At 70.9% G+C, this 21,793-nt stretch carries 18 protein-coding genes; 9 read left to right on the plus strand and 9 right to left on the minus strand.

From position 1 onward, the window contains the following. Positions 1–165: 165 nt before the first annotated feature. A complete protein-coding gene (locus ACFXPL_RS02140) occupies positions 166–1,566 on the minus strand; it encodes a cation:dicarboxylate symporter family transporter (RefSeq protein ID WP_384910982.1) in 1,401 nt (466 codons plus the stop codon). A gap of 134 nt (positions 1,567–1,700) precedes the next feature. Here ACFXPL_RS02140 and ACFXPL_RS02145 point away from each other — a divergent pair, with 134 nt between their 5' ends. The 5 genes from ACFXPL_RS02145 (at position 1,701) to ACFXPL_RS02165 (ending at position 7,540) form a co-directional block, all read left to right on the plus strand. Further along, positions 1,701–3,356 carry an ATP-binding protein gene (locus ACFXPL_RS02145; protein ID WP_384910985.1) on the plus strand — a complete coding sequence of 552 codons (1,656 nt, stop codon included), beginning with the start codon at positions 1,701–1,703 and terminating at the stop codon, positions 3,354–3,356. Continuing rightward, positions 3,353–4,063 (plus strand): response regulator, encoded by a 711-nt coding sequence (locus ACFXPL_RS02150; protein ID WP_384910988.1) that lies wholly within the window; start codon positions 3,353–3,355, stop codon positions 4,061–4,063. Before ACFXPL_RS02145 ends, ACFXPL_RS02150 begins: the two co-directional genes overlap by 4 nt. A gap of 197 nt (positions 4,064–4,260) precedes the next feature. Beyond that, positions 4,261–5,646 (plus strand): ABC transporter substrate-binding protein, encoded by a 1,386-nt coding sequence (locus tag ACFXPL_RS02155; RefSeq protein ID WP_384910991.1) that lies wholly within the window; start codon positions 4,261–4,263, stop codon positions 5,644–5,646. Next, a complete protein-coding gene (locus ACFXPL_RS02160) occupies positions 5,643–6,584 on the plus strand; it encodes a carbohydrate ABC transporter permease (protein ID WP_384910993.1) in 942 nt (313 codons plus the stop codon). Before ACFXPL_RS02155 ends, ACFXPL_RS02160 begins: the two co-directional genes overlap by 4 nt. Before the next feature lie 92 nt (positions 6,585–6,676). Next, positions 6,677–7,540 (plus strand): carbohydrate ABC transporter permease, encoded by an 864-nt coding sequence (locus ACFXPL_RS02165; protein ID WP_384910996.1) that lies wholly within the window; start codon positions 6,677–6,679, stop codon positions 7,538–7,540. A 30-nt stretch (positions 7,541–7,570) separates the two neighbouring features. On the opposite strand, the gene ACFXPL_RS02170 is transcribed toward ACFXPL_RS02165, so the two are convergent. Continuing rightward, complete coding sequence (locus ACFXPL_RS02170; protein ID WP_384910999.1) at positions 7,571–8,596, minus strand: ATP-dependent 6-phosphofructokinase; 1,026 nt, start codon at positions 8,594–8,596, stop codon at positions 7,571–7,573. A 551-nt stretch (positions 8,597–9,147) separates the two neighbouring features. Here ACFXPL_RS02170 and pta point away from each other — a divergent pair. From pta to pyk, 3 genes are all read left to right on the plus strand, one after another. Then, on the plus strand, positions 9,148–11,277 hold the full coding sequence (pta, locus tag ACFXPL_RS02175; RefSeq protein WP_384911002.1) for a phosphate acetyltransferase: 2,130 nt from the start codon (positions 9,148–9,150) through the stop codon (positions 11,275–11,277). Positions 11,278–11,327: 50 nt separating this feature from the next. After that, positions 11,328–12,569 carry an acetate kinase gene (locus ACFXPL_RS02180; protein WP_384911005.1) on the plus strand — a complete coding sequence of 414 codons (1,242 nt, stop codon included), beginning with the start codon at positions 11,328–11,330 and terminating at the stop codon, positions 12,567–12,569. A gap of 99 nt (positions 12,570–12,668) precedes the next feature. Next, positions 12,669–14,096: a pyruvate kinase gene (gene pyk, locus ACFXPL_RS02185; protein WP_384911008.1), complete on the plus strand. Its 1,428-nt coding sequence runs from the start codon at positions 12,669–12,671 to the stop codon at positions 14,094–14,096. 96 nt (positions 14,097–14,192) lie between these two features. Here the strand turns inward: pyk and ACFXPL_RS02190 are convergent, their stop codons facing one another. The 4 genes from ACFXPL_RS02190 to ACFXPL_RS02205 all read right to left on the minus strand — a co-directional run bounded on the left by ACFXPL_RS02190 (position 14,193) and on the right by ACFXPL_RS02205 (position 18,543). After that, positions 14,193–15,608 (minus strand): hypothetical protein, encoded by a 1,416-nt coding sequence (locus tag ACFXPL_RS02190; protein ID WP_384911011.1) that lies wholly within the window; start codon positions 15,606–15,608, stop codon positions 14,193–14,195. Beyond that, entirely contained in the window at positions 15,598–16,176 is a 579-nt protein-coding gene (locus ACFXPL_RS02195) for a DUF6114 domain-containing protein (protein WP_384911014.1), read from the minus strand. Before ACFXPL_RS02195 ends, ACFXPL_RS02190 begins: the two co-directional genes overlap by 11 nt. A 97-nt stretch (positions 16,177–16,273) precedes the next feature. Beyond that, positions 16,274–16,909 (minus strand): DUF6230 family protein, encoded by a 636-nt coding sequence (locus tag ACFXPL_RS02200; protein WP_384911017.1) that lies wholly within the window; start codon positions 16,907–16,909, stop codon positions 16,274–16,276. Between the two features lie 650 nt (positions 16,910–17,559). Further along, positions 17,560–18,543: a tetratricopeptide repeat protein gene (locus tag ACFXPL_RS02205; protein WP_384911020.1), complete on the minus strand. Its 984-nt coding sequence runs from the start codon at positions 18,541–18,543 to the stop codon at positions 17,560–17,562. 164 nt (positions 18,544–18,707) lie between these two features. Between ACFXPL_RS02205 and ACFXPL_RS02210 the strand changes: the two genes are divergently transcribed. Next, complete coding sequence (locus ACFXPL_RS02210) at positions 18,708–19,343, plus strand: TetR/AcrR family transcriptional regulator (RefSeq protein ID WP_384911023.1); 636 nt, start codon at positions 18,708–18,710, stop codon at positions 19,341–19,343. 96 nt (positions 19,344–19,439) lie between these two features. Here ACFXPL_RS02210 and ACFXPL_RS02215 read toward each other — a convergent pair whose 3' ends face one another. From ACFXPL_RS02215 to ACFXPL_RS02225, 3 genes are read right to left on the minus strand one after another with little or no spacing between them, the layout of a single operon-like run. Continuing rightward, positions 19,440–20,321: an ABC transporter permease gene (locus ACFXPL_RS02215; protein ID WP_384911026.1), complete on the minus strand. Its 882-nt coding sequence runs from the start codon at positions 20,319–20,321 to the stop codon at positions 19,440–19,442. Then, the gene (locus tag ACFXPL_RS02220) at positions 20,281–21,204 is read right to left on the minus strand and encodes an ABC transporter ATP-binding protein (RefSeq protein ID WP_384911029.1); all 924 of its coding nucleotides are present in this window, start codon (positions 21,202–21,204) and stop codon (positions 20,281–20,283) included. Before ACFXPL_RS02220 ends, ACFXPL_RS02215 begins: the two co-directional genes overlap by 41 nt. A 16-nt stretch (positions 21,205–21,220) precedes the next feature. Then, a complete protein-coding gene (locus ACFXPL_RS02225) occupies positions 21,221–21,742 on the minus strand; it encodes a MarR family winged helix-turn-helix transcriptional regulator (protein WP_384911032.1) in 522 nt (173 codons plus the stop codon). Between the last annotated feature and the right edge of the window lie 51 nt (positions 21,743–21,793).

The raw sequence follows: 21,793 nt of genomic DNA on the forward strand, positions 1-21,793 counted from the left end.
ACACAGCGGACCGGCCCGTACGGAAGGCGTCTCCGTACGGGCCGGTCTTTCGCGGGGCCGGGGTCGATGGTGAGTGGGGGGTGCCCCGGCCGGGGTCTCTCACGTCGGCGACCGGGCCGCGAGGCCCGGTCGCCGTCAGGGCCTCGCGGCCCTACCGGACGGGGGTCAGACGCCCGCCTTCTCGCCGTCGCGCGGGGCCGGTGCCGACGCCTTGGACGCGGCGTCCCCGGCCGTACCGTCGCCGTCGCCGTCCGCGTCACCGTGACCGCCGCCGTGCCCGTCGTCCACGAGCGTCTTCTCGTCGAACGGCCGCTTGCCCGCCAGGACCTCCGCGACCTGGGCCTGGTCGATCTCCTTCGTCCACGTACCGATCAGTACGGTGGCGACCGCGTTGCCCGCGAAGTTCGTCATCGCGCGCGCCTCGCTCATGAAGCGGTCGATGCCGACGATGAGGCCGACGCCGTCGACCAGCTCGGGGCGGTGCGACTGGAGTCCGCCGGCCAGGGTCGCCAGACCCGCTCCGGTGACACCCGCCGCGCCCTTCGACGCGATGATCATGAAGAGCAGCAGCGAGATCTGCTCCCCGATCGACAGCGGGTCGCCCATGGACTCGGCGATGAAGAGCGAGGACATCGTCAGGTAGATGGCGGTGCCGTCGAGGTTGAAGGAGTAGCCGGTCGGCACGGTGATGCCGACGACCGGCTTGCTGACGCCCAGGTGCTCCATCTTCGCGATGAGACGCGGCAGCGCCGACTCGGAGGAGGAGGTGGAGAGGATCAGCAGGAACTCGCGGCCCAGGTACTTCAGCAGCGAGAAGATGTTCATCCCGGCGACCAGGCGCAGCAGTGCGCCGAGGATCAGGAAGACGAAGAGCGCGCAGGTGACGTAGAAACCGATCATGATCATCGCGAGCGACTTCAGCGCGTCGACGCCGGTCTCGCCGACCACGGCGGCGATGGCGCCGAAGGCGCCGACCGGAGCGGCCCACATGATCATCGCGAGGATGCGGAAGACCAGGCGCTGGATGTGCCCGACCCCGCGCAGGATCGGCTCGCCCGACTTGCCCATCGCCTGGATCGCGAAGCCCGCGAGCAGGGCGATCAGCAGGGTCTGGAGGACCGAGCCCTCGGTGAAGGACGAGACCATCGTCTTCGGGATGATGCTGAGCAGGAAGTCCGCGGTGGACTCGCTGGCACCTTCGGCCTGGGCCGCGCCCGCGCCCTTGGTGGCCTCCGTGATGTGGAGACCCGAACCGGGCTGCAGGATGTTGCCGACGACCAGGCCGATGGCCAGGGCGACGGTCGACATCACCATGAAGTAGCCGAGGGCGAGGCCGCCGACCGCGCCGACCTTGGCGGCCTTCCTGACCGATCCGACGCCGAGCACGATGGTGCAGAAGATGACCGGCGAGATCATCATCTTGATGAGGTTGACGAAGCCGGTACCGAGCGGCTTCAGCTCCACGGCCACCCCGGGAGCCGCGAAGCCCACCGTGATGCCGAGCAGTACGGCTGCGATCACCGCTATGTACAGAAAGTGGGTACGGTCCCGCTTTGCTGCGGCCACGGGTCCTCCTTGACTCGTCCCTGCGCTTCCCCCGTCCCTGTCCAGGGGGTCCCGGTGACTATCCACCACCGTGTGACGCCGGTCACCCTTACGTTCATTTCGTTCATATGAATCAGGCCAGGCATTCTTGTTTCATGCATCTGCCCCGCCCCCGCAGTCTCGCCGCGCAGCTCTTCGCGATGCAGGTCGTCCTGGTAGCGGCCGTCGTCGTGGGGTGCTCGGTCTTCGCCTACGTGACCAGCCGTACCCACGCGGACGAGACCGCACGCAAGCAGGTTCTGGCCACCGCGCACGCGCTGGCCGACTCGCCTTCGGTACGGGAGGCCATCCGGACGCCGGATCCGACCGCCGCGCTCCAGCCGTACGCGGAGCGGGTCCGGCACGACACCGGCATCGACTTCATCACGATCATGAACCCCCGGGGCATCCGCTGGACGCACCCCGACCCCGGGCAGATCGGCCAGCGCTTCCTGGGCCGTACGGCGCCCGCGCTGCACGGCAAGACGTTCACGGAGACCTATACGGGCACGCTCGGCCCCTCCATACGCGCGGTGGTGCCGGTACGGGACGGCGGCAGGATCACCGGTCTGGTCAGCGTCGGGATCACCGTGCAGCGGATCTCCAGCGAGGTGACGCAGCAGGTCAGGGTGTTGACGCTGGCGGCGGGCGCGGCGCTGGCGCTCGGCGGGCTCGGTACGTACGTGATCAACGCTCGGCTGCGCCGGCACACCCACGGGATGAACGCGGCGGAGCTGAGCGCGATGCACGACTACCACCAGGCCGCGTTGCACGCGGTACGCGAGGGGCTGCTGATGCTGGACGGCGGGCGCAGGATCGCGCTGATGAACGACGGCGGGCGGGAGCTGCTGGGCCTGGACGAGTCCGCCGTGGGCCGCCCCGTCACGGAGCTGGGGCTGCCCTCGCCACTGACGGGCGCGCTGCTCGCCTCGGAGCCGCGCGTGGACGAGGTGCACATGACCGCCGACCGCATCGTGGTGGTCAATACGCGCCCGGTGGTCGGCGGGGAGCAGCGCGGTACGGTGATCACCTTGCGCGACCATACGGAACTCCAGGCGCTGTCCGGTGAGTTGGACTCGGAGCGCGGTTTCACGCAGGCGCTGCGCTCCCAGGCGCACGAGGCGGCCAACCGGCTGCACACGGTGGTGTCGCTGATCGAGCTGGGGCGGGTGGAGCAGGCGGTGGAGTTCGCCACGGCGGAGCTGGAGCTGGCCCAGGAGCTGACGGACAAGGTCGTCGGGGCGGTCGCCGAGCCGGTGCTCGCCGCGCTGCTGCTGGGCAAGGCGGCGCAGGCGAACGAGCGCGGTGTGGAGCTGGTGCTCGCCGACGACAGCCGGATCGACGACGGGGTGCTGCCGCCGACGCTGCCGGCCCGTGACCTGGTGACCATCCTGGGCAATCTGATCGACAACGCGGTGGACGCGGCGCAGGGCGGCGAGGGCGCGCGGGTGACCGTGACGGCGCTGGTCGACGGTGACGAGCTGCTGCTCGGGGTACGGGACACCGGGGCGGGGGTCGATCCGGACGACCGGGACGAGGTGTTCCGGCGCGGCTGGTCCACCCGGGGTCCCGGGCGCGGGCTCGGGCTCGGCCTCGTACGGCAGGCGGTGCACCGCGCGCGGGGGACGGTGGAGCTGACGCGGGGCGCGGAGGGCGGCGCGGAGTTCACCGTACGGCTGCCGCTGGGCCCGCGGCCGGACGGCTCGGAGACGTCGAAGGCGGATCCCGCCTCCTCCCAGGCGCCCGCCACCACCACGGAGGTGGACCGGTGACCGCGCTGCCCCCCACGGGCCCGGCAGGACCGGCGATCCGGGTGCTGGTCGTCGAGGACGACCCGGTCGCGGCCGACGCGCACCAGCTCTACGTGGGCCGCGTGCCCGGCTTCACGGTCGCGGGCGTCGCCCACTCGCGCGCCGAGGCGGGGCGGCTGCTGGACCGTACGGAGATCGATCTGATCCTGCTCGACCTGTACCTCCCCGACGGGCACGGTCTCCAGTTGCTGCGCAGCCTGCGCGCCGCAGGGCACCACGCGGACGTCATCGCGGTCACCTCGGCGCGCGATCTCACGGTGGTGCGGGAGGGCGTCTCCCTCGGGGTCGTCCAGTACGTCCTGAAGCCCTTCACGTTCGCGACGCTGCGCGACCGGCTCGCCCGGTACGCCGAGTTCCGTGCGGCGGCGGGCGAGGCCAGCGGCCAGGAGGAGGTGGACCGGGCGCTGGGCGCGCTGCGGGCGCCGCAGCCTTCCTCGCTGCCGAAAGGGCTGAGCGCGCCGACGCTGGAGGCGGTGACCCGTACGCTCCGGGCGTCCACGACCGGGCTGACCGCCAGTGAGCTGGGCACCGAGGTGGGCATCTCGCGGATCACGGCGCGCCGCTATCTGGAACACCTGGTGACCAATGGGCGGGCGGTGCGCAGTCCGCAGTACGGACAGGTGGGGCGGCCCGAGCTCCAGTACCGCTGGCTGTCCGCGTCCCGCTGAGCGCGCGTCCGGGACAGCTCCGCACGGGGGGCCGGAGCGGGCGTCGGAGCAGGCGTCGGGGTGGGCGGCGCGGCGGGCCGCGCCGGGGTCGCGCCGGGGGGAGCCAACTACTGGCCCCTGCACGGGGATTGACCTTGCGATTGGGCCGGTCCTACGGTCGCCGGGCAGCCCCCGTGGCTCATGAGGAGGTCGTGCCCGTGCGCCCCACCGCCCCGCTCATCCTCGCCTCTGCCCTCGCCACCGTCCTCGCGGCCGGTTCGCTCACCGCGTGCGGCGGCGGTTCCGGCAGCGATCCGGACACCGTGAAGGTCGTGTACAACCGCTCCACCGACAACAAGATCCGCTTCAAGGACCGGCATCTGGATTCGGTGAAGCGGCAGTTCGAGAAGGCCCACCCGGGCAAGAAGGTCGAACTGATCCCGATCCAGGCGCCGGACAACGATTACGCGACCAAGGCGCAGCAGATGATGCGCTCCGCGAAGACCGCCCCGGACCTGGTCTACGAGGACACCTTCCTGATCAACGCCGACATCAAGGCGGGGTATCTGCGTCCGCTGGACGACTACGTGGCGAAGTGGGACGACTGGGACCGGTTCGTCGACACGGCGAAGGCGGCGGCCAAGGCCGAGGACGGCAGGACCTACGGCATCCCGGACGGCACCGACACCCGCGGGCTCTGGTTCAACAAGAAGATCTTCGCGCGGGCCGGGCTGCCCGCCGACTGGGCGCCGAAGAACTGGGCGGAGGTCCTGGACGCGGCCCGTACGGTCAAGGAGAAGGTCCCCGGGGTCGTCCCGCTGAACGTCTACACGGGCAAGGGCCCCGGCGAGGCGGCGGTGATGCAGGGCTTCGAGATGCTGCTGTACGGGACGGGCGCGGACCCGCTCTACGACCCGGCCGCGAAGAAGTGGGTGGCGGGCGGCCAGGGGTTCCGGGACGCGCTGGGCTTCGTCCGCACGGTGTACGCGGAGAAGCTGGGCCCGGACGTCTCGGACGCGCTGGACCCGAACATCACGACGCGGGTCGCCACGGAACTCCTCCCGGAGGGGAAGCTGGCGATCTCCCTGGACGGCTCCTGGATGGGCCAGAACTGGATCAACGGAGGGCCGAAGGGGTGGCCCGCGTGGTCGCGGGAGCTGGCGCAGACCCCGATGCCCACCCAGCACGGGCAGGCGCCGGGCTCGGTGTCGATGTCGGGCGGCTGGACGTGGGCGATCCCGCGGAAGTCCGGCAACCCTGATCTGGCCTGGGAGTTCGTCAAGACCTTGCAGACGGCGCGGAACGCGGTCGCGTGGGACGTCGCCGCCGCGCAGATCGCCGTACGCGAGGACGTGGCGGCCGACCCGCGCTATCTGAGGTCCATGCCCGGCATCCGGTTCTTCACCGGGCTGGTGGAGTTCACCCACTACCGGCCCGCGCTGCCGGTCTATCCGCAGGTGTCGACGGCGATCGGCGAGGCGATGGAGACGGTGACGACGGGCGACGCCTCCCCCGCCGAGGCGGCGAAGGCGTACGACGAGCAGCTGCGGACCATCGTCGACGGTGCGGTGACGACCGGCGGCAGCGCGGTGACCGGCGAGTGAGTACGGCGGGGCTCCGGGCCGGTGACCGGGCACCGGACGGGGCCGTCGGTCGGGCGCCCGCGGTCCTCCGCAGGGAACGGCGGCGGGGAGGGGTGTGGCGGTGGCTGCCGCTCGCCCCGGCCACCACCCTCCTGCTGCTCTTCCTCGCCGGTCCGATCGGCTACTGCGCCTGGATCGCCTTCACCGACACTCAGTTGACGGGCTCGGCGTCCTCGGACTTCGTCGGACTCGCGAACTTCCGCCGGGCCTTCGCGGACGACGCGTTCCGCAACGCCGTGTGGCTCACACTCGTCTTCACGATCGTCTCGGCCGTCCTCGGCCAGAACACCCTGGGGCTGGCGCTCGCGGGGCTGATGCGCGCCGCGTCGCGCCCGGTCCGTACCCTCACCGGCGCGCTGGTGATCGCGGCGTGGGTGCTGCCCGAGATCGTCGCCGCGTTTCTGCTCTACGCCTTCTTCCGCCGCGAGGGCACCCTGAACGCGATTCTGGACGCGCTCCATCTCCCCGCCCAGAACTGGCTGTTCACCCTGCCCATCCTGGCGGTGTCGTTCGCCAACGTCTGGCGCGGCACGGCGTTCTCGATGCTGATCTACTCGGCGGCGCTCGCCGAGATCCCGCAGGACGTGACGGAGGCGGCGCAGGTCGACGGCGCGAGCGGGGTGCGGCGGCTGTGGCACATCACGCTGCCGATGATCCGCCGCTCCATCGGCACCAACCTGATGCTCAACACCCTCTCCACGCTCTCCGTCTTCGGGCTGATCTGGGCGATGACCCGCGGCGGCCCGGGCAACCGCAGCCAGACCCTGCCGGTGTTCATGTACGACCAGGCGTTCCTGAAGAGCCTGATCGGCTACGGCACGGCGGTCGCGCTGCTCCTGCTGCTGGTCGGGGCGCTCTTCTCGGTGGTCTATCTGAGGCTGATGAAGGTGGAGGTGTGATGCGGCTACGGGCCGGTCGTGCGGGGCGTACGGAAGGTGCGCCGGCGGCACGTACGGGGGTACCGCCCGCGCGCGGTACCGGAGTACCGCCCGTGCGCCGGACGGGACGCGCGCCGCGGACGGGACGCGCGCCCTCGCTCCGTACGCGCCGCCGGCTGGCCGCCGACGCTGCCCTGTTGCTGACGGCGGCGGCCTTCGCGCTCCCCCTCGTCTGGCTGGTCCTGGCGTCCGTGGACACGGAGGCCGACCTGCGCGTACGGGTCCCGGCCGCGCCCACGGCGGAGAACTTCGACGCGGTCCTCACCGACGAGATCACCTTCACACCCATGGTCAACAGTGTGCTGCTGTGCGGGAGCGCGACCCTGCTGACGGTGGTCTGCGCGGCGCTCGCGGCGTATCCGCTCTCCCGCTACCGCTCGCGCTTCAACCGCCCGTACCTGCTGACGATCCTGTTCACGACGTGTCTGCCGATCACCGCGATCATGGTGCCGGTGTACGGGCTCTTCGTGCAGGTCGATCTGATCGACACCCTGCACGGCACCGCGCTCTTCCTGGCCACCTCCCAACTTCCTTTCTCCATCTGGCTGATGAAGAACTTCATGGACGGTGTCCCGGTCGTCCTGGAGGAGGCCGCGTGGACGGACGGGGCGTCGAACCTCCAGACGCTGACCCGGGTGGTGCTGCCGCTGATGGGCCAGGGGCTGACCGTGGTGACGATCTACACGTTCATCCAGCTCTGGGGGAACTTCTTCGTCCCGTTCATGCTGCTGCTCACCCCGGAGCAACTGCCCGCGTCCGTATCGATCTTCACCTTCTTCGGCAACTACGGCTCGGTGATCTACGGGCAGCTCGCGGCCTTCTCCGTCCTCTACTCGGTGCCGGTGCTGGCGCTCTACGTCCTGATCTCGCGCAAGCTCGGCGGCGGCTTCACCCTCGGCGGCGCGGTGAAAGGCTGAAGCCTCCCCGCCGCAGGACCGGAAGACCGGTCAGAAGACCGACTCCGCCTCGAACATCCGGTCCTCCGGCACGGTCTTGAGCTGCGTGACCGCCTCCGCCAGCGGCACCATCTCGATCGCCGTGCCGCGCAGCGCCGTCATCCGGCCGAACTCGCCGCGGTGCGCCGCCTCCACCGCGTGCCAGCCGAACCGCGTCGCGAGCACCCGGTCGTACGCCGTCGGGGTGCCGCCGCGCTGGACGTGGCCCAGGATGACCGGCCTGGCCTCCTTGCCCAGCCGGCGCTCCAGCTCCGACGCGAGGACATTGCCGATACCGCGGAACCGCTCGTGCCCGAACTGGTCGATCTCGCCCTTGCCGTACTCCATGGAGCCTTCGGCGGGGTGCGCGCCCTCCGCGACGCAGATCACCGCGAACTTCTTGCCCCGCGAGAAGCGCGCCTCGACCATCTTCACCAGGCTGTCGACCTCGAAGGGCCGCTCCGGCAGACAGATCCCGTGCGCGCCGCCCGCCATCCCGGACTCCAGCGCGATCCACCCCGCGTGGCGCCCCATGACCTCGACGACCATCACCCGCTGGTGGGACTCGGCGGTGGTCTTGAGGCGGTCGATGGCCTCCGTGGCGACCGTGACGGCGGTGTCGAAGCCGAAGGTGCGGTCCGTGGAGTGGATGTCGTTGTCGATGGTCTTCGGTACGCCGACGACCGGCATCCCCGCGTCGGAGAGCAGCCGGGCCGCGGTCAGCGTGCCCTCGCCGCCGATCGGGATGAGGGCGTCTATGCCGTACTGACGGGCCAGCTCGGCGCAGTTCTCGGCGGCCTCGCGCAGCCGTCCGCGCTCCAGCCGGGCCGAGCCGAGGATCGTGCCGCCGCGCGCGAGGATGCCGCTGACCTCGTTGAGGTCGAGGGGGCGGTAGTGGCCGTCGAGCAGCCCCTTGAAGCCGTCCTCGAAACCGATGACCTCGTCGCCGTGGCCGGTCATGGCGCGGTGCACGACCGAACGGATCACCGCGTTCAGGCCGGGGCAGTCGCCGCCTGCCGTGAGAACTCCGATACGCATCGTGCTGTGTCTCCTGCTCGCTCGTCGTGCCGCATGCCGCGTCGGGCCCGCCTGGTGCACGCACCTCTTCGTACGCGCTTCTTCGTACGCATCTGTCCGTACGCGCCTCTTCGTACGCGCCCTCTTCGTACGCGCCGTCGCGCGCGCCTTCGAGCGCATCCTCCTGCACCTCCGATCCTCCCACGGGTGATCGGGGCCACGTACCGGCCATCCGCCTTGTTGACCGCGTCACTGTTCGTTTCGTACGGGGGTGCCGGGGTAGCCGCTCCACGCCCCTCCAGTGGTCGGCAGAAACGCTCCTACCTGGGCTTTTCCCGCCGCGGAACCACCGTATGCCCCGGGACTTGCCCGGGTGCTTTAACGACCCCCGGAGGTATTGTCAAGAGGACATGGCCACCCCAACGGGATCGCGCCATTCATGCGCCAGGCACCGGGGGCGCGAACTCCCCCGGTGGTTCCACACGGACCGGGACGCATCCCGCGGGCCACGGGGACGATCCCCCGACCGGCGCGCCGCGGGGCGGACCATGAGCAGGAACGGGAGAGCACGCGTGACGCGCAGCGTGTACGTGACCGGGATCGATCGCGGGGACGGCCGCCAGGTCGTCGAGCTGGGAGTCATGGAGCTCCTGACCCGCCAGGTGGACCGGGTGGGGGTCTTCCGGCCGCTGGTCCACGACGGCCCCGACCGCCTCTTCGACCTGCTGCGGGCCCGCTACCGGCTGTCGCAGGACCCGTCCTCCGTCTACGGCCTCGACTACCACGAGGCCGCCGCGCTCCAGGCCGAGCGGGGCACCGACGAGCTGGTCTCGCGGCTGGTGGAGCGGTTCCACGGGGTGGCGCGGGGGTACGAGGTCGTCCTCGTCCTGGGCACGGACTTCGCGGCCACCCAGCTCCCCGACGAACTGTCGCTCAACGCGCGGCTGGCCAACGAGTTCGGCGCCTCCGTGATCGGCGTCGTCGGCGGCAAGGGCCAGAGCGCCGAGTCCGTACGCGCCGAGGCGCGCAACGCGCACCGCGCCTACGAGGTGCTCGGCTGCGACGTACTGACCGTGGTCGTCAACCGGGTCGCCGCCGAGGACCGGGCGGCCATCGCCGAGGGCCTGGCCGCGCAGCTCCCGGTGCCCTGCCACGTCCTGCCCGACGAGCCCGCGCTCGCCGCCCCGACCGTCGCCCAGATCACCCAGGCGCTGGGCGGCACCGTGCTGCTCGGCGACGACTCGGGGCTGGCGCGGAACGCGCTGGACTTCGTCTTCGGCGGCGCCATGCTGCCCAACTTCCTGGGCGCCCTCACCCCCGGCTGCATGGTGGTCACCCCCGGCGACCGGGCCGATCTGGTGGTCGGCGCGCTCGCCGCGCACTCGGCCGGCACCCCGCCCATCGCGGGCGTCCTGCTCACCCTCGACGAGCGGCCCGACGACACGGTCCTCACCCTGGCCGCCCGGCTCGCGCCCGGCACCCCGGTGGTCTCCGTACCGGGCCGCTCCTTCCCCACCGCCACCGAACTCTTCGGCATGGAGGGGAAGCTGAACGCGGCGACGCCCCGCAAGGCGGAGACCGCGCTCGGCCTCTTCGAGCGCCACGTGGACACCGCCGATCTGCTGGCGCGGATGTCGGTGGCCCGCAGCGGCCATGTCACGCCGATGATGTTCGAGCACGATCTGCTGGAGCAGGCGCGCTCCCTGCGCCGCCGTGTCGTGCTGCCCGAGGGCACCGAGGAGCGGGTGCTGCGCGCCGCCGATGTCCTGCTGCGCCGCGACGTGTGCGACCTGACGCTGCTCGGCGACGTCGACGTCCTGCGCAAGAAGGCCGCCGACCTCGGCATCGACCTGTCGGCGACCCAGCTCATCGACCCGGCCGTCTCCGAGCTTCGGCAGGACTTCGCGGAGCGGTACGCGGAGCTGCGCGCACACAAGGGCGTCACCGTGGAGCTGGCGTACGACGTGGTGGCCGACCCGAACTACTTCGGCACGCTCATGGTCGAGCAGGGCCTCGCGGACGGCATGGTCTCGGGCTCGGTCCACTCGACGGCCGCGACGATCCGCCCGGCCTTCGAGATCATCAGAACAAAGGCTTCCGCGCGGAGCGCGTCGGACAGGGTGGCGGCGGGCGACGGGAGGGCCAAGCCCGAGGCGTCCATCGTCTCGTCGGTCTTCTTCATGTGCCTCGCCGACAAGGTGCTGGTGTACGGGGACTGCGCGGTCAACCCGGACCCGAACGCGGAGCAGCTCGCGGACATCGCCGTCCAGTCCGCCGTCACCGCCGCCCGGTTCGGGGTCGAGCCGCGGATCGCGATGCTCTCGTACTCGACGGGCACGTCCGGCTCGGGCGCGGACGTCGACAAGGTGCGCGAGGCGACGAAGCTGGTGCGCGAGGCCCGCCCCGAGCTGCGCATCGAGGGCCCGATCCAGTACGACGCGGCGGTCGAGCCGTCCGTCGCCGCGACCAAGCTGCCGGACTCGGAGGTGGCCGGGCAGGCGACCGTGCTGATCTTCCCGGACCTGAACACCGGCAACAACACCTACAAGGCCGTGCAGCGCTCGGCGGGCGCCGTGGCCGTGGGCCCGGTCCTCCAGGGCTTGCGCAAGCCGGTCAACGACCTGTCGCGCGGCGCGCTGGTGCAGGACATCGTGAACACCGTCGCCATCACCGCGATACAGGCGCAGGACGCCCCCGTATGACCGCGCCGCACTCCCCGTCCCCTCCCCGTCCAGCAGAAGGCCAGCAGCCAGTGACTCCCCGCGCCACCCGTGTCCTCGTCCTCAACTCCGGTTCCTCGTCCTTGAAGTACCAGCTCCTGGACATGGCGGACGGCTCCCGGCTCGCCGTCGGGCTGGTCGAGCGCATCGGCGAGGAGAACTCCCGCCTGGTGCACACCCCGCTGGGGTCCGGCCTCGGCGGGAAGCGCGAGCGTACGGACAGGGTCGCCGACCACGCCGAGGCGCTGGAGGCCGTCGCGGTGGAGCTGGCGCGGGACGGGCTCGGCCTGGACTCCCCCGAGCTGGCGGCGATCGGCCACCGGGTCGTGCACGGCGGGCTGAAGTTCAGCGCGCCGACGGTCGTGGACGACGGCGTACTGGAGGAGATCGAGCGGCTGGTGCCGGTCGCGCCGCTGCACAACCCGGCCAACCTCACCGGGATCCGTACCGCCCAGCGGCTCCGCCCCGACCTGCCGCAGGTCGCCGTCTTCGACACCGCGTTCCACACGACGATGCCGGAGTACGCCGCGCGGTACGCGATCGACACGGCGACGGCCGACGCGCACCGTATCCGCCGCTACGGCTTCCACGGCACGTCGCACGCGTACGTCTCGCGCAGGACGGCCGAGCTGCTGGGCAAGGACCCGGCCGAGGTCAACGTCATCGTGCTGCACCTCGGCAACGGCGCCTCCGCGTCGGCGGTCGAGGGGGGCCGCTGCGTGGACACGTCGATGGGGCTGACGCCGCTGGAGGGGCTGGTGATGGGGACGCGCTCCGGGGACATCGATCCGGCGGTCACGTTCCATCTCAAGCGGGTGGCGGGCATGTCCGTGGACGAGATCGATGAACTTCTGAACAAGAAGAGCGGTCTGGTCGGTCTCTGCGGGGACAACGACATGCGCGAGATCCGCCGCAGGGTGGAAGAGGGCGACGAGCGGGCGCGGCTCGCCTTCGACGTCTACATCCACCGGTTGAAGAAGTACATCGGCGCGTACACGGCGGTACTCGGCCGGGTGGACGCGGTGGTGTTCACGGCGGGTGTCGGTGAAAACGCGGCGGCGGTACGGGAAGCTGCGGTGGCGGGCCTGGAGAACCTGGGCCTGGCGGTGGACGCCGAGCGCAATACCGTACGTTCCGACGAACCGCGCGTCATCTCTCCGGACGGTGCCCGGGTGGTGGTGGCCGTGGTGCCGACCGACGAGGAGCTGGAGATCGCGCGGGGGACCTTCGCCCTGGTGGGGCAGGCGGACGGCGACCGGGTGTCCGCCACGTGAACCGACTCGAACGCTTATCGCCTGAGCGCACACCCGCCCATTTGTACTTTCCACCAGACGGAATATTCCGCATCGAAACAAACCGATAGGATCCGCCTCATGCGCCGTTCCAAAATCGTCTGCACCCTGGGCCCAGCCGTCGACTCGTACGAGCAGTTGAAGTCGCTCATCGAGGCCGGCATGAATGTGGCCCGTCTGAACATGAGCCACGGGAGCCACCCGGAGCACGAGGAGCGGTACCACCGCGTCCGCAAGGCCGCGGAGGACACCGGCCGCGCGGTCGGCGTGCTCGTCGACCTCCAGGGCCCCAAGATCCGCCTGGAGACCTTCGCCGAGGGACCGGTCGAGCTGGTGCGCGGTGACGAGTTCACCATCACCACCGAGGACGTCGCCGGCGACAAGTCGATCTGCGGCACCACCTACAAGGGCCTGCCCGGCGACGTCTCCAAGGGCGACCAGATCCTCATCAACGACGGCAACGTCGAGCTGCGGGTCGTCGAAATCGAGGGCCCCGAGGTCAGGTCCATCGTCATCGAGGGCGGTGTGATCTCCGACCACAAGGGCATCAACCTGCCCGGCGCGGCGGTCAACGTCCCGGCCCTCTCCGAGAAGGACATCGACGACCTGCGCTTCGGGCTGCGGATGGGGTGCGACATGGTCGCGCTGTCGTTCGTCCGCGACGCGCACGACGTGCTGGACGTCCACAAGATCATGGACGAGGAGGGCCGCCGGGTCCCCGTCATCGCCAAGGTCGAGAAGCCCCAGGCGGTCGCCAACATGGAGGCCGTCGTCGCGGCCTTCGACAGCGTCATGGTGGCCCGCGGTGACCTGGCCGTCGAGTACCCGCTCGAAAAGGTCCCGATGGTGCAGAAGCGCCTCATCGAGCTGTGCCGCCGCAACGCCAAGCCGGTGATCGTGGCGACCCAGATGATGGAGTCGATGATCACCAACTCCCGTCCGACGCGCGCCGAGGCGTCCGACGTCGCGAACGCGATCCTGGACGGCGCGGACGCGGTCATGCTCTCCGCCGAGTCGTCGGTGGGCGCGTACCCGATCGAGACCGTCAAGACGATGTCGAAGATCGTGGTCGCGGCGGAGGAGGAGTTGCTCTCCAAGGGCCTCCAGCCGCTGGTCCCGGGCAAGAAGCCGCGTACACAGGGCGGTTCCGTGGCCCGCGCGGCGTGCGAGATCGCGGACTTCCTGGGCGGCAAGGCGCTGATCGCCTTCACCCAGTCCGGCGACACGGCCCGCCGGCTCTCCCGCTACCGCGCGGAGCAGCCGATCCTGGCGTTCACGACGGACGAGTCGACCCGTAACCAGCTCACGCTGAGCTGGGGCGTGGAGTCCTTCATCGTCCGCTGGGTGCACAGCACGGACGAGATGGTCGACCTGGTGGACGAGGAGCTGCTGAAGCTCCAGCGCTACAGCGAGGGCGACTCCATGATCATCACCGCGGGCTCGCCTCCCGGCGTCCCCGGTACGACGAACATGGTCCGCGTCCACCACCTGGGCGGCGCTTCCGCCTGACCCACCCGCTGTTCCCGTGGCCCCGTCGGCGCTCTGCCGGCGGGGCCGTGGCGCGAGGCGCGAGCGCCGGGCGGGATCCGCACGAGAGGCCCGGGGTCAGCCGGTGATGTAGTTGTGGAGGCCCGGGATGGTCAGGGTGCCGCCGAACTGACCCGCCTGGACGACCTTGACGTCCGTGAAGAAGGCGAAGGGGATGTTCAGCGGGGGCGGGGTCTGCGGGCTGAAGGTGATCGGGATCAGGCCGAAGAGGTTGCCCTTCAGCTCCTCCGTGTACATCGTCACCTCGCCTTCGCGGATCGTGGACGTGGAGCCCTTGCGCGCCTCCACATGGGCCGTCCGGCCCTGGGGGTAGACGACGGTCTGGTCCAGGTCCCTGATGTCCAGGGACGAGGCCGTGAACTTGAGGACCTTCTTGACCTTGCCGCTGTAGGTCCGTACCTCGACGATGCCCTTGTAGTCGAGGCCGTTCAGCGTCAGCAGCGAACTGTGCAGGGTCCAGGGGTCGTCGGGGAGCAGCGGAAGGCCCTGCTCCTCCGTGGCCGCGGCGAGGGCGTCGGGGTCGGCCGTCGGGCAGGGGTACGGTTCCTTGCCCCGCGCGCCCGCCGGAATGTCGTCGTCCTCGCGGGTCTTGAGCCCCTTGGCGTCGTCGTCGAGTTCCTCGACCTCGGCGCCGGCCTTCCGGGCCGCTTCCTCGATCGCCTCCTTGGCCTTCTCGGCGGCCGGGTCGTCCTCGGCCCCCTTGTCGCCGTCCGAGGTGTCCTCGCCGGCGGACGGCTTCCCGTCGCCCTTCCCCGCCTCGTCCTTCCCCGCCTCGTCCTTTTTCGCCTTGTCCTTTTTCGCCTCGTCCCGCTTCTCCGTGGCGGAGGCGCTGGAGCCCGGCGCGGGACTGCTCGTCGCGTCCTTGCCCGGTACGCCGAGGAGGTCGTCCAGCGCGTCACCCAGCCCCAGCGGGTCCAGCGGGTTCGTGGACTTCGTGGGGGTGGGGGTCGGGCCGGAGGTTTCGGTGGAGGTGGGGTCCGGGTCGACGGGCTTCTGCGCGTCGTCCGCCCCGGAGCCGGAGCCGGAGCCTGACCCCGAGTCGGGTCCTGACCCCGAGTCGGGTCCTGACCCCGAGTCGGAGCCTGACTCCGACGGCTCGGGCCGCGTGGTCTCCGAGGCCGAGGGCGACGGGGACGTGCCGGGCTCCTCCGTCTCCGTACCCGTACCCGGCTTCGTCGCGGACGCCGAGGGTGACGGCGACTCCGAGGCCGACGCGGACGGCTCGTCCGAGCGGGTCACGCACGGGCCGGGCGCGAAGGGTATGTCGTCGCCGCCCGCGGCCATCGCGAGGCGCGGCGTGAGCCCCATCCCCACGAAGACCGCCGTCGGCATCGCCGCCAGCGCCATCGCCTTGCCGGCGGGTATCTGGAGCTTCGTCAGAAGGGACTTCTTCGGGGCCGCGTGCCGCGGCCCTTTTCTCACCCTGGGGCCATCGCCACCCGCCGCGCTGCGCTGTGCGTCGTCACCCCGCACTGTTCCTCCCGCCGTTGGCGTGGGCCTTCGTATCCGTCACGTTCGGGTCCTCCCCGTCCCGTGAACCGGGGAAGGGGAGGCGGTCACCGGCGCCGTCGGGCCCCGGAGCCTCGTGCGGTGTGCGGCCCTCGGGGCCGGGTGCGGCCGGTACGCCGGGCATCCAGGAGATCGAGAGCGCGCCGCCGATCAGGGCGAGCAGGAAGCCGATGAGGAAGCCGCCGAGGTTGGAGACCGGGATCGACACCAGCGCCAGCAGGATCGTGGCGACGCCCGCGAACACCCTGACGATCGAGTGGAACCACATCGTCAGGCCGAGCGTGACCAGCAGGACGCCGATGATCAGCGACCCGGCGCCGGCCGTGGTCGCCATCGCGAGGGTGAGTCCCCCGATCTTCACTTCCGCGTAGGGGAAGTACGCGATCGGGAATCCGCTGAGCAGTGTGAACAGCCCCGCCCAGAAGGGCCGGGTACCGCGCCAGGCCCGGAAGCGCAGCCGCCAGTACGTGAATGGGCCGGGAGAACCGGGGGAATCCGAGGAGCCTCGGAGATCTGAAGACTCGGCGCTCATGGAAAACAGCTCCCTGGTACCGGTGTTGCTGTGAGAAAGAGTTCGGAGTGGGCGGACGGGCCCGTGCCGTAACGGAACCCGCCCGCCCGGGCGGTGCCTAGTAGCACTCCTTGACGCCCTTGTGCAGCTTCAGGCTCAGATTGCTCAGCGTGAAGGTGCCGGCCGTGGTAGCCCATGCCGTCTGCTCCACGTTGGTGAGCGTGGCCTTCTCGGCACGCTGCGCGAAGCCGAACTCGTTGGCCTGGTCACCCGGGTTGATGCCGGTCTTGTTGTTCTTGTCGCCGGCCGCCACACCGATGTCGATCTTCTCGAACTCGGCGTCGGCGTCCAACTGGGCGATGTCGATGTAGATGTTGGTCGCCTTGACCGGCTTGTCCGCTTTCGTACCAGCCCGTAGCTCCAGGCTGACGGAGCCGAAGACCGGCACGTTCGGCGTGACCACCGACTGGCACATGTTGGTGATCGTGGCCCGGCTGAACCCGGAGACGGCGACCGGGTTGGCGGTCTTGTTCCCCTTGAGGTCCGTCCCCGTGTCGATGCTGCCGTACTGAATGAAGTCGTAACCGACCAGTTGGTCCGCGCTGACCTTGAAGCTCTGGCCCGACACGCTGAACGAGGCGGCGAGCGCGCCCTGTGCCAGCGCGACACCTATCGCCGCCGTCGCGGCCACACTGGGCACCATGACGACGGCGAACCGCCTCCATCTGGTCCCGCCACGAACTTGGGACTCCATGAATGTCCTCCTTCTCGGACGTACATCTCCGGATCGGGTGGGAGCCCGTCCTGGGATGGGAGAAGTGCTACGTCCTCGGGAAGGAGAGCGCCTGCCTCCGGAGGCGCCAACCGCGTCCGAAATCACCGGCGATCACCCCCGAGCGACAAACCACTGGCCACGCGTTCGCGCAACCTCTGGACAGGCCCTGCCGGGTGGGCAGGAACCCCCCTGTCCGGGCCGGCGGCAGCGCCGCCGGACCGCTCGGTGGGGACCCACGGACCGAGGGCGCGACTGGCTGCCGTGCTGATACGGAAATGGACCGAGCGTCGCCGATCGTGGTGCATTCGCGCTGTTGACACAAGGGGTTCGTTACTCGCTGGTAACGGCCAGATAACCGGTATACGACCAGGTGATATCGCGCGACCACACAGGGTGGGGCGTGCCGATGCGTCAGAAGCGGTGATTGCCCCCCATAGCGGGACAGACCAAGGGAGTTGATTTACTGCGGGTAACAGTAATCGCTTTTACCAAGTTTTGGTAAAACGCGGTTCTGTTGGCGTCAAGTCGCCAAATCCGCAAGGTGACCGCGGAGTCGGCCGTGCCGGCGCACACCACTCACCGGTCCCCCGGTTCGCCGGCACGACGGACGCCTCGTCAAACGCCCGGAATCAGAAGAGGACCCGGGCCAGCGCCGACCGCGCCGCGGTCACCCGCGGGTCGTCACCGCCGATCACCTCGAACAGTTCCAGCAGCCGGAGCCGCGCCGCCTCCCTGTCGTCACCGGCGGTACGGCGTACGGCCTCCACGAGCCGGCCGAACGCGTCCTCCACGTGCCCGCCGACCAGATCCAGGTCGGCCGCGGCGATCTGCGCCGCCACATCGGCCGGCCGGTCCGCCGCGTCCTTGCGCACCTGCGCCTGGTCCATCCCCTGGACCCGCGCGAGCAGTTCGGCCTGGGCGAGGCCGAGCTTGGCCTCGGTGTTGCCGGGGTCGTCGGCGAGCACACTGCGGTACGCCTCGGCCGCGGCGGGGAAGTCATTGGCGTCCAGCGCCTGTACGGCCGCCTCCAGCAGGGCGTCGTACGGCCCTTCCGGTACGGCGGCCTCCTGCTCCGCGGAGTCGTCATCCGCGCCCTCGGCGCCCGCGTCGACCGCGATCCCGGTGAGCCCGAAGCGCTCCTCACCGACCTGGATGAGCTGGTCCAGCGTCTCGCGGATCTGGGTCTCCGGGGCGGCGCCCTGGAAGAGCGGCAGCGCCTGCCCCGCCACCACCGCGAAGACCGCGGGGATGCCCTGGATCCCGAACTGCTGCATCAGCATCTGGTTGGCGTCGACATCGATCTTGGCGAGAACGAACCGGCCGTTGTACTCACGGGCCAGCCGCTCCAGTACGGGGCTCAGCTGCTTGCACGGCTCGCACCACTCGGCCCAGAAGTCGATGACGACCGGTACCTCGGTGGAACGCTGGAGGACATCGCGCTCGAAGCCGGCTTCGTCGACGTCGATCACCAGGCTGGACGGGGGTACGGCACCGGTGCCGCCCTGCCGGGCGGTCTCGGCACGGGCCTGCTCCGCCTTCGCCTTGGCCTCACCGGCCGCCTTCACCGCGGCGAGGTCGACGACGCCGCTCATGGACATGTTCCTAGGCTGCATGAGTACATCCTCCCCCCTCGGCGCGCACTTGAGAAAAGCGGTGGGCCCGCTCCGGCCGCACACCGCTTCCGCTACGGGTCGTAGCGTAACTGTCGCGTGAGTGACGTGTACAGACTCCCCCGGTGAGCCGGCTCACACGCCTACCGGCCGGTATGGTCGCGGGCATGCGCAGCGACAGCCGCCCCGGCACCCGTGACAGCCGCTCCGGGCCGCGCGGACGCCCCCGCAGCGCCGAGGCCGACGCCGCGATCCTGGAGGCGACCAGGGCGGCCCTGGGTGAGCTGGGGTGGACGAAGTTGACGATGGGCGACGTGGCGGCCCGCGCGGGCGTCGCCAAGACGACGCTGTACCGGCGCTGGCCGTCCAAGAGCGAGCTGGTCGTGGACGCCGTCGCGGCCCCCTTCGACTCGATGGAACTGGCCGACCTGGGCAGTCTGGCGGCCGACGTCGCGAGCGCCGTCCTCCAGTTCGCGGCGCTGCTGGAGCGGCCGGAGACCAAGACCGCGCTCATGGCGGTGATCGCGGAGTCCACCCGGGACGACGCGCTGCGCCGGCGGATCAGGGTCTCCATCGTCGACCGCCAGAAACGGCTGGTACTGCTGGGCCGCGAGCGCGCCCAGGCCCGCGGCGAACTCCCGTACGAGCCGGACGCCGCGGCGGCGGCCCGCACGGCGGACCTGATCTTCGACGTGATCGCCGGCGCGGTCGTCAACCGCACGCTGGTGAGCGCGGAGCCGGTGGACGAGGAGTGGGCCCGCGCGTTCACGGAACTGCTGCTGGGCGGCCTGAGCCCGAGGTGACCCCGGCGGGGCGCTCCGGATCGAGCCGGGAAGCCCGCCCGGTGGCCGCCCTGGCGCCCCGGAGGACCCCGGGCCCCCGAGGCCCCGCCCCCGGCGTCATCTCGCCAGTCGGCCGAGCAGCGACGAGGCCGCCGCGATGCCCAGCACCGCCGCCAGCAGCAGCACCCCGTAGTCCAGGGCGAGATGGGACGGTGTGCCGAGCAGCAGCCCGCGCAGGGCGTCCACCTGGTAGCTCAGTGGGTTGATCCGGCTGACCGTCTGGAGCCAGCCGGGCATGATCGCCACCGGGTAGAGGGCGTTCGAGGCGAAGAAGAGCGGCATCGTGATGGCCTGGCCGATGCCCATCAGCCGGTCGCGGGTCAGCACGATGCCCGCGATCGTCATGGACAGGCAGGAGAAGAAGGCCGAGCCGAGGACCACCGCGACGGCCACACCGAGCAGCCGCAGCGGGTTCCAGGTCATCCCCACCCCGAGGGCCGCCGCGATGACGATCACCACGACCGCCTGGATCAGCGCCTTCACCCCGGACGCGAACGCCTTGCCGCTGATCAGCGCGGCTCTCGGGGTGGGTGTGACGAGCAGTTTGGTCAGGATGCCGGCATCACGCTCCCAGATGATCATGATGCCGTAGAAGATCGCGATGAACATCGCGGACTGGGCGATGATGCCGGGCGCGAGAAAGTCGATGTACGGGATGCCGCCGGTCGGGATGGCCTTGATCCGGGTGAACGTCTCGCCGAAGATCAGCAGCCAGAGGGCCGGCTGAACGGCCCGGGTGTACAGCTCCGTGCGGTCGTGGCGCAGCTTCTGCAGCTCCACGGCGCACATCGCGAGGACCCGGGCCGGCAGGACGCGCCAGCCGGTACGGGCGTGCGGCGGGGACAGCAGCAGGGCGAACCGCTCGGGGCCGGGGCCCGTGCCTCGGCCGCTGGCCGTCTCAGCCGACGCGGGACGCGGTGCGGCGGGTGGACCTGACATCACGGAAGTCGCCTCCCTCTTCGTCCAGACCGCTGCCGGCGACGTCCCTGAAGACGTCCTCCAGCGTCGGTACGGGGTCCCCCGGGCCCGCGGTGCCCTCGGCCACGCGGCGGGCGCGCAGCTCGCTCCGCAGCTCGTCGGGCGTGCCGAGGGCGTGGACTCGCCCGCGGTGCATCAGCGCGACGCGGTCGCAGTACTGGTCGGCCTCGTCCATGTAGTGCGTGGTGACGAGGACGGTCATGCCCGTGGCCTGCCGTACGGCGTTGATGTGCTCCCACACGCTGGTGCGGGCGATCGGGTCGAGGCCGATCGTCGGCTCGTCCAGCATGAGCAGCCGGGGCGCGCTGACCAGGGCCTGCGCGAGTTCGAGGCGGCGGATCATGCCGCCGGAGTACGTCTTGGTCATCCGGTCGGCGGAGCCGGTCAGGCCGACGGCCGCGAGCGCCTGCGCGACGCGCTCGGCCCGTTCGCGGCGCGGTACGTCGAAGACGCGGGCGAACAGCGTCACGTTCTCGCGGCCCGTGAGCGCGGCGTCGGCGGAGAGCTGCTGCGGTACGTACCCCAGCAGCCGGCGGACGGCCATCTTCTCCTTCGCCGCGTCGTGGCCGAAGACCCGGACCATGCCCGCCGGGACGGGCAGGAGGGTGGTGATGCAGCGGATCGCGGTGGTCTTGCCCGCGCCGTTCGGCCCGAGCAGTCCGAAGACCTCGCCCGCGCCGACCGCGAGGTCGAGGTCGGCGACGGCCTTGGTCTCGCCGAAGGAGTAGGTGAGCCCGCCGCACCGTACGGCGGGTACGGCGTCGGATCGGCCGGTGTACCCGCCGGTGGGTCGGCCGGTGGATCCGGAGGCGGGTTCCGGGGTGGATTCGGGGGTGCGGGTCATGCGCCCTCCCCTTTCCTCATGGTGCTTCCAGCAGCTCCGAGGCCCCCGGGAACCCTGGGGTTCGTGGGGGTTCCGGGGCCTCCGGTGGGTTCCGGGGTTCCTCGTGGAGGTGGTGTGCGAGTCTGCGCAGCGCCGGCAGCGCCGCCGCCAGGGCCTCGCGGTCCTCGTCCGACAGCCGCGCCACCTGCTCGCGTACGAGGGCGGACCTGCGTGCCCGCCAGTCGCTCAGCCGGGCCTCACCGGCCGGGGTGGGCGACAGCAGCGTGGAGCGCCGGTCGCCCGGGTCGGTCTCCCGGCGCAGGCAGCCGGCCAGCACGAGCTGGTTGACCAGGGTGGAGACCGAGTTGCCCGCGAGCCACAGCTCCTCGGCGGCGTCCGACACCCGGATCCCGGGGCGTGCCGCGACCAGCCGCAACAGCTCGACCTGGGTCCCGCGCAGCGGCGCGGCGGTCAGACCGCCGCGCAGCCGACGCCGGATCGTGCGCTGTACGCCTGCCAGCGCGTCCGCGAGCGAGTCGGGGAACTCCTCGGTGGCCATACCACCGATTTTAGCTCTCACTCCGAGCTAATTCACCCGGACGAGTGAGCG

It is taken from the genome of Streptomyces sp. NPDC059092, assembly GCF_042756365.1.
In the GTDB taxonomy this organism is placed as follows: Bacteria; Actinomycetota; Actinomycetes; order Streptomycetales; family Streptomycetaceae; genus Streptomyces.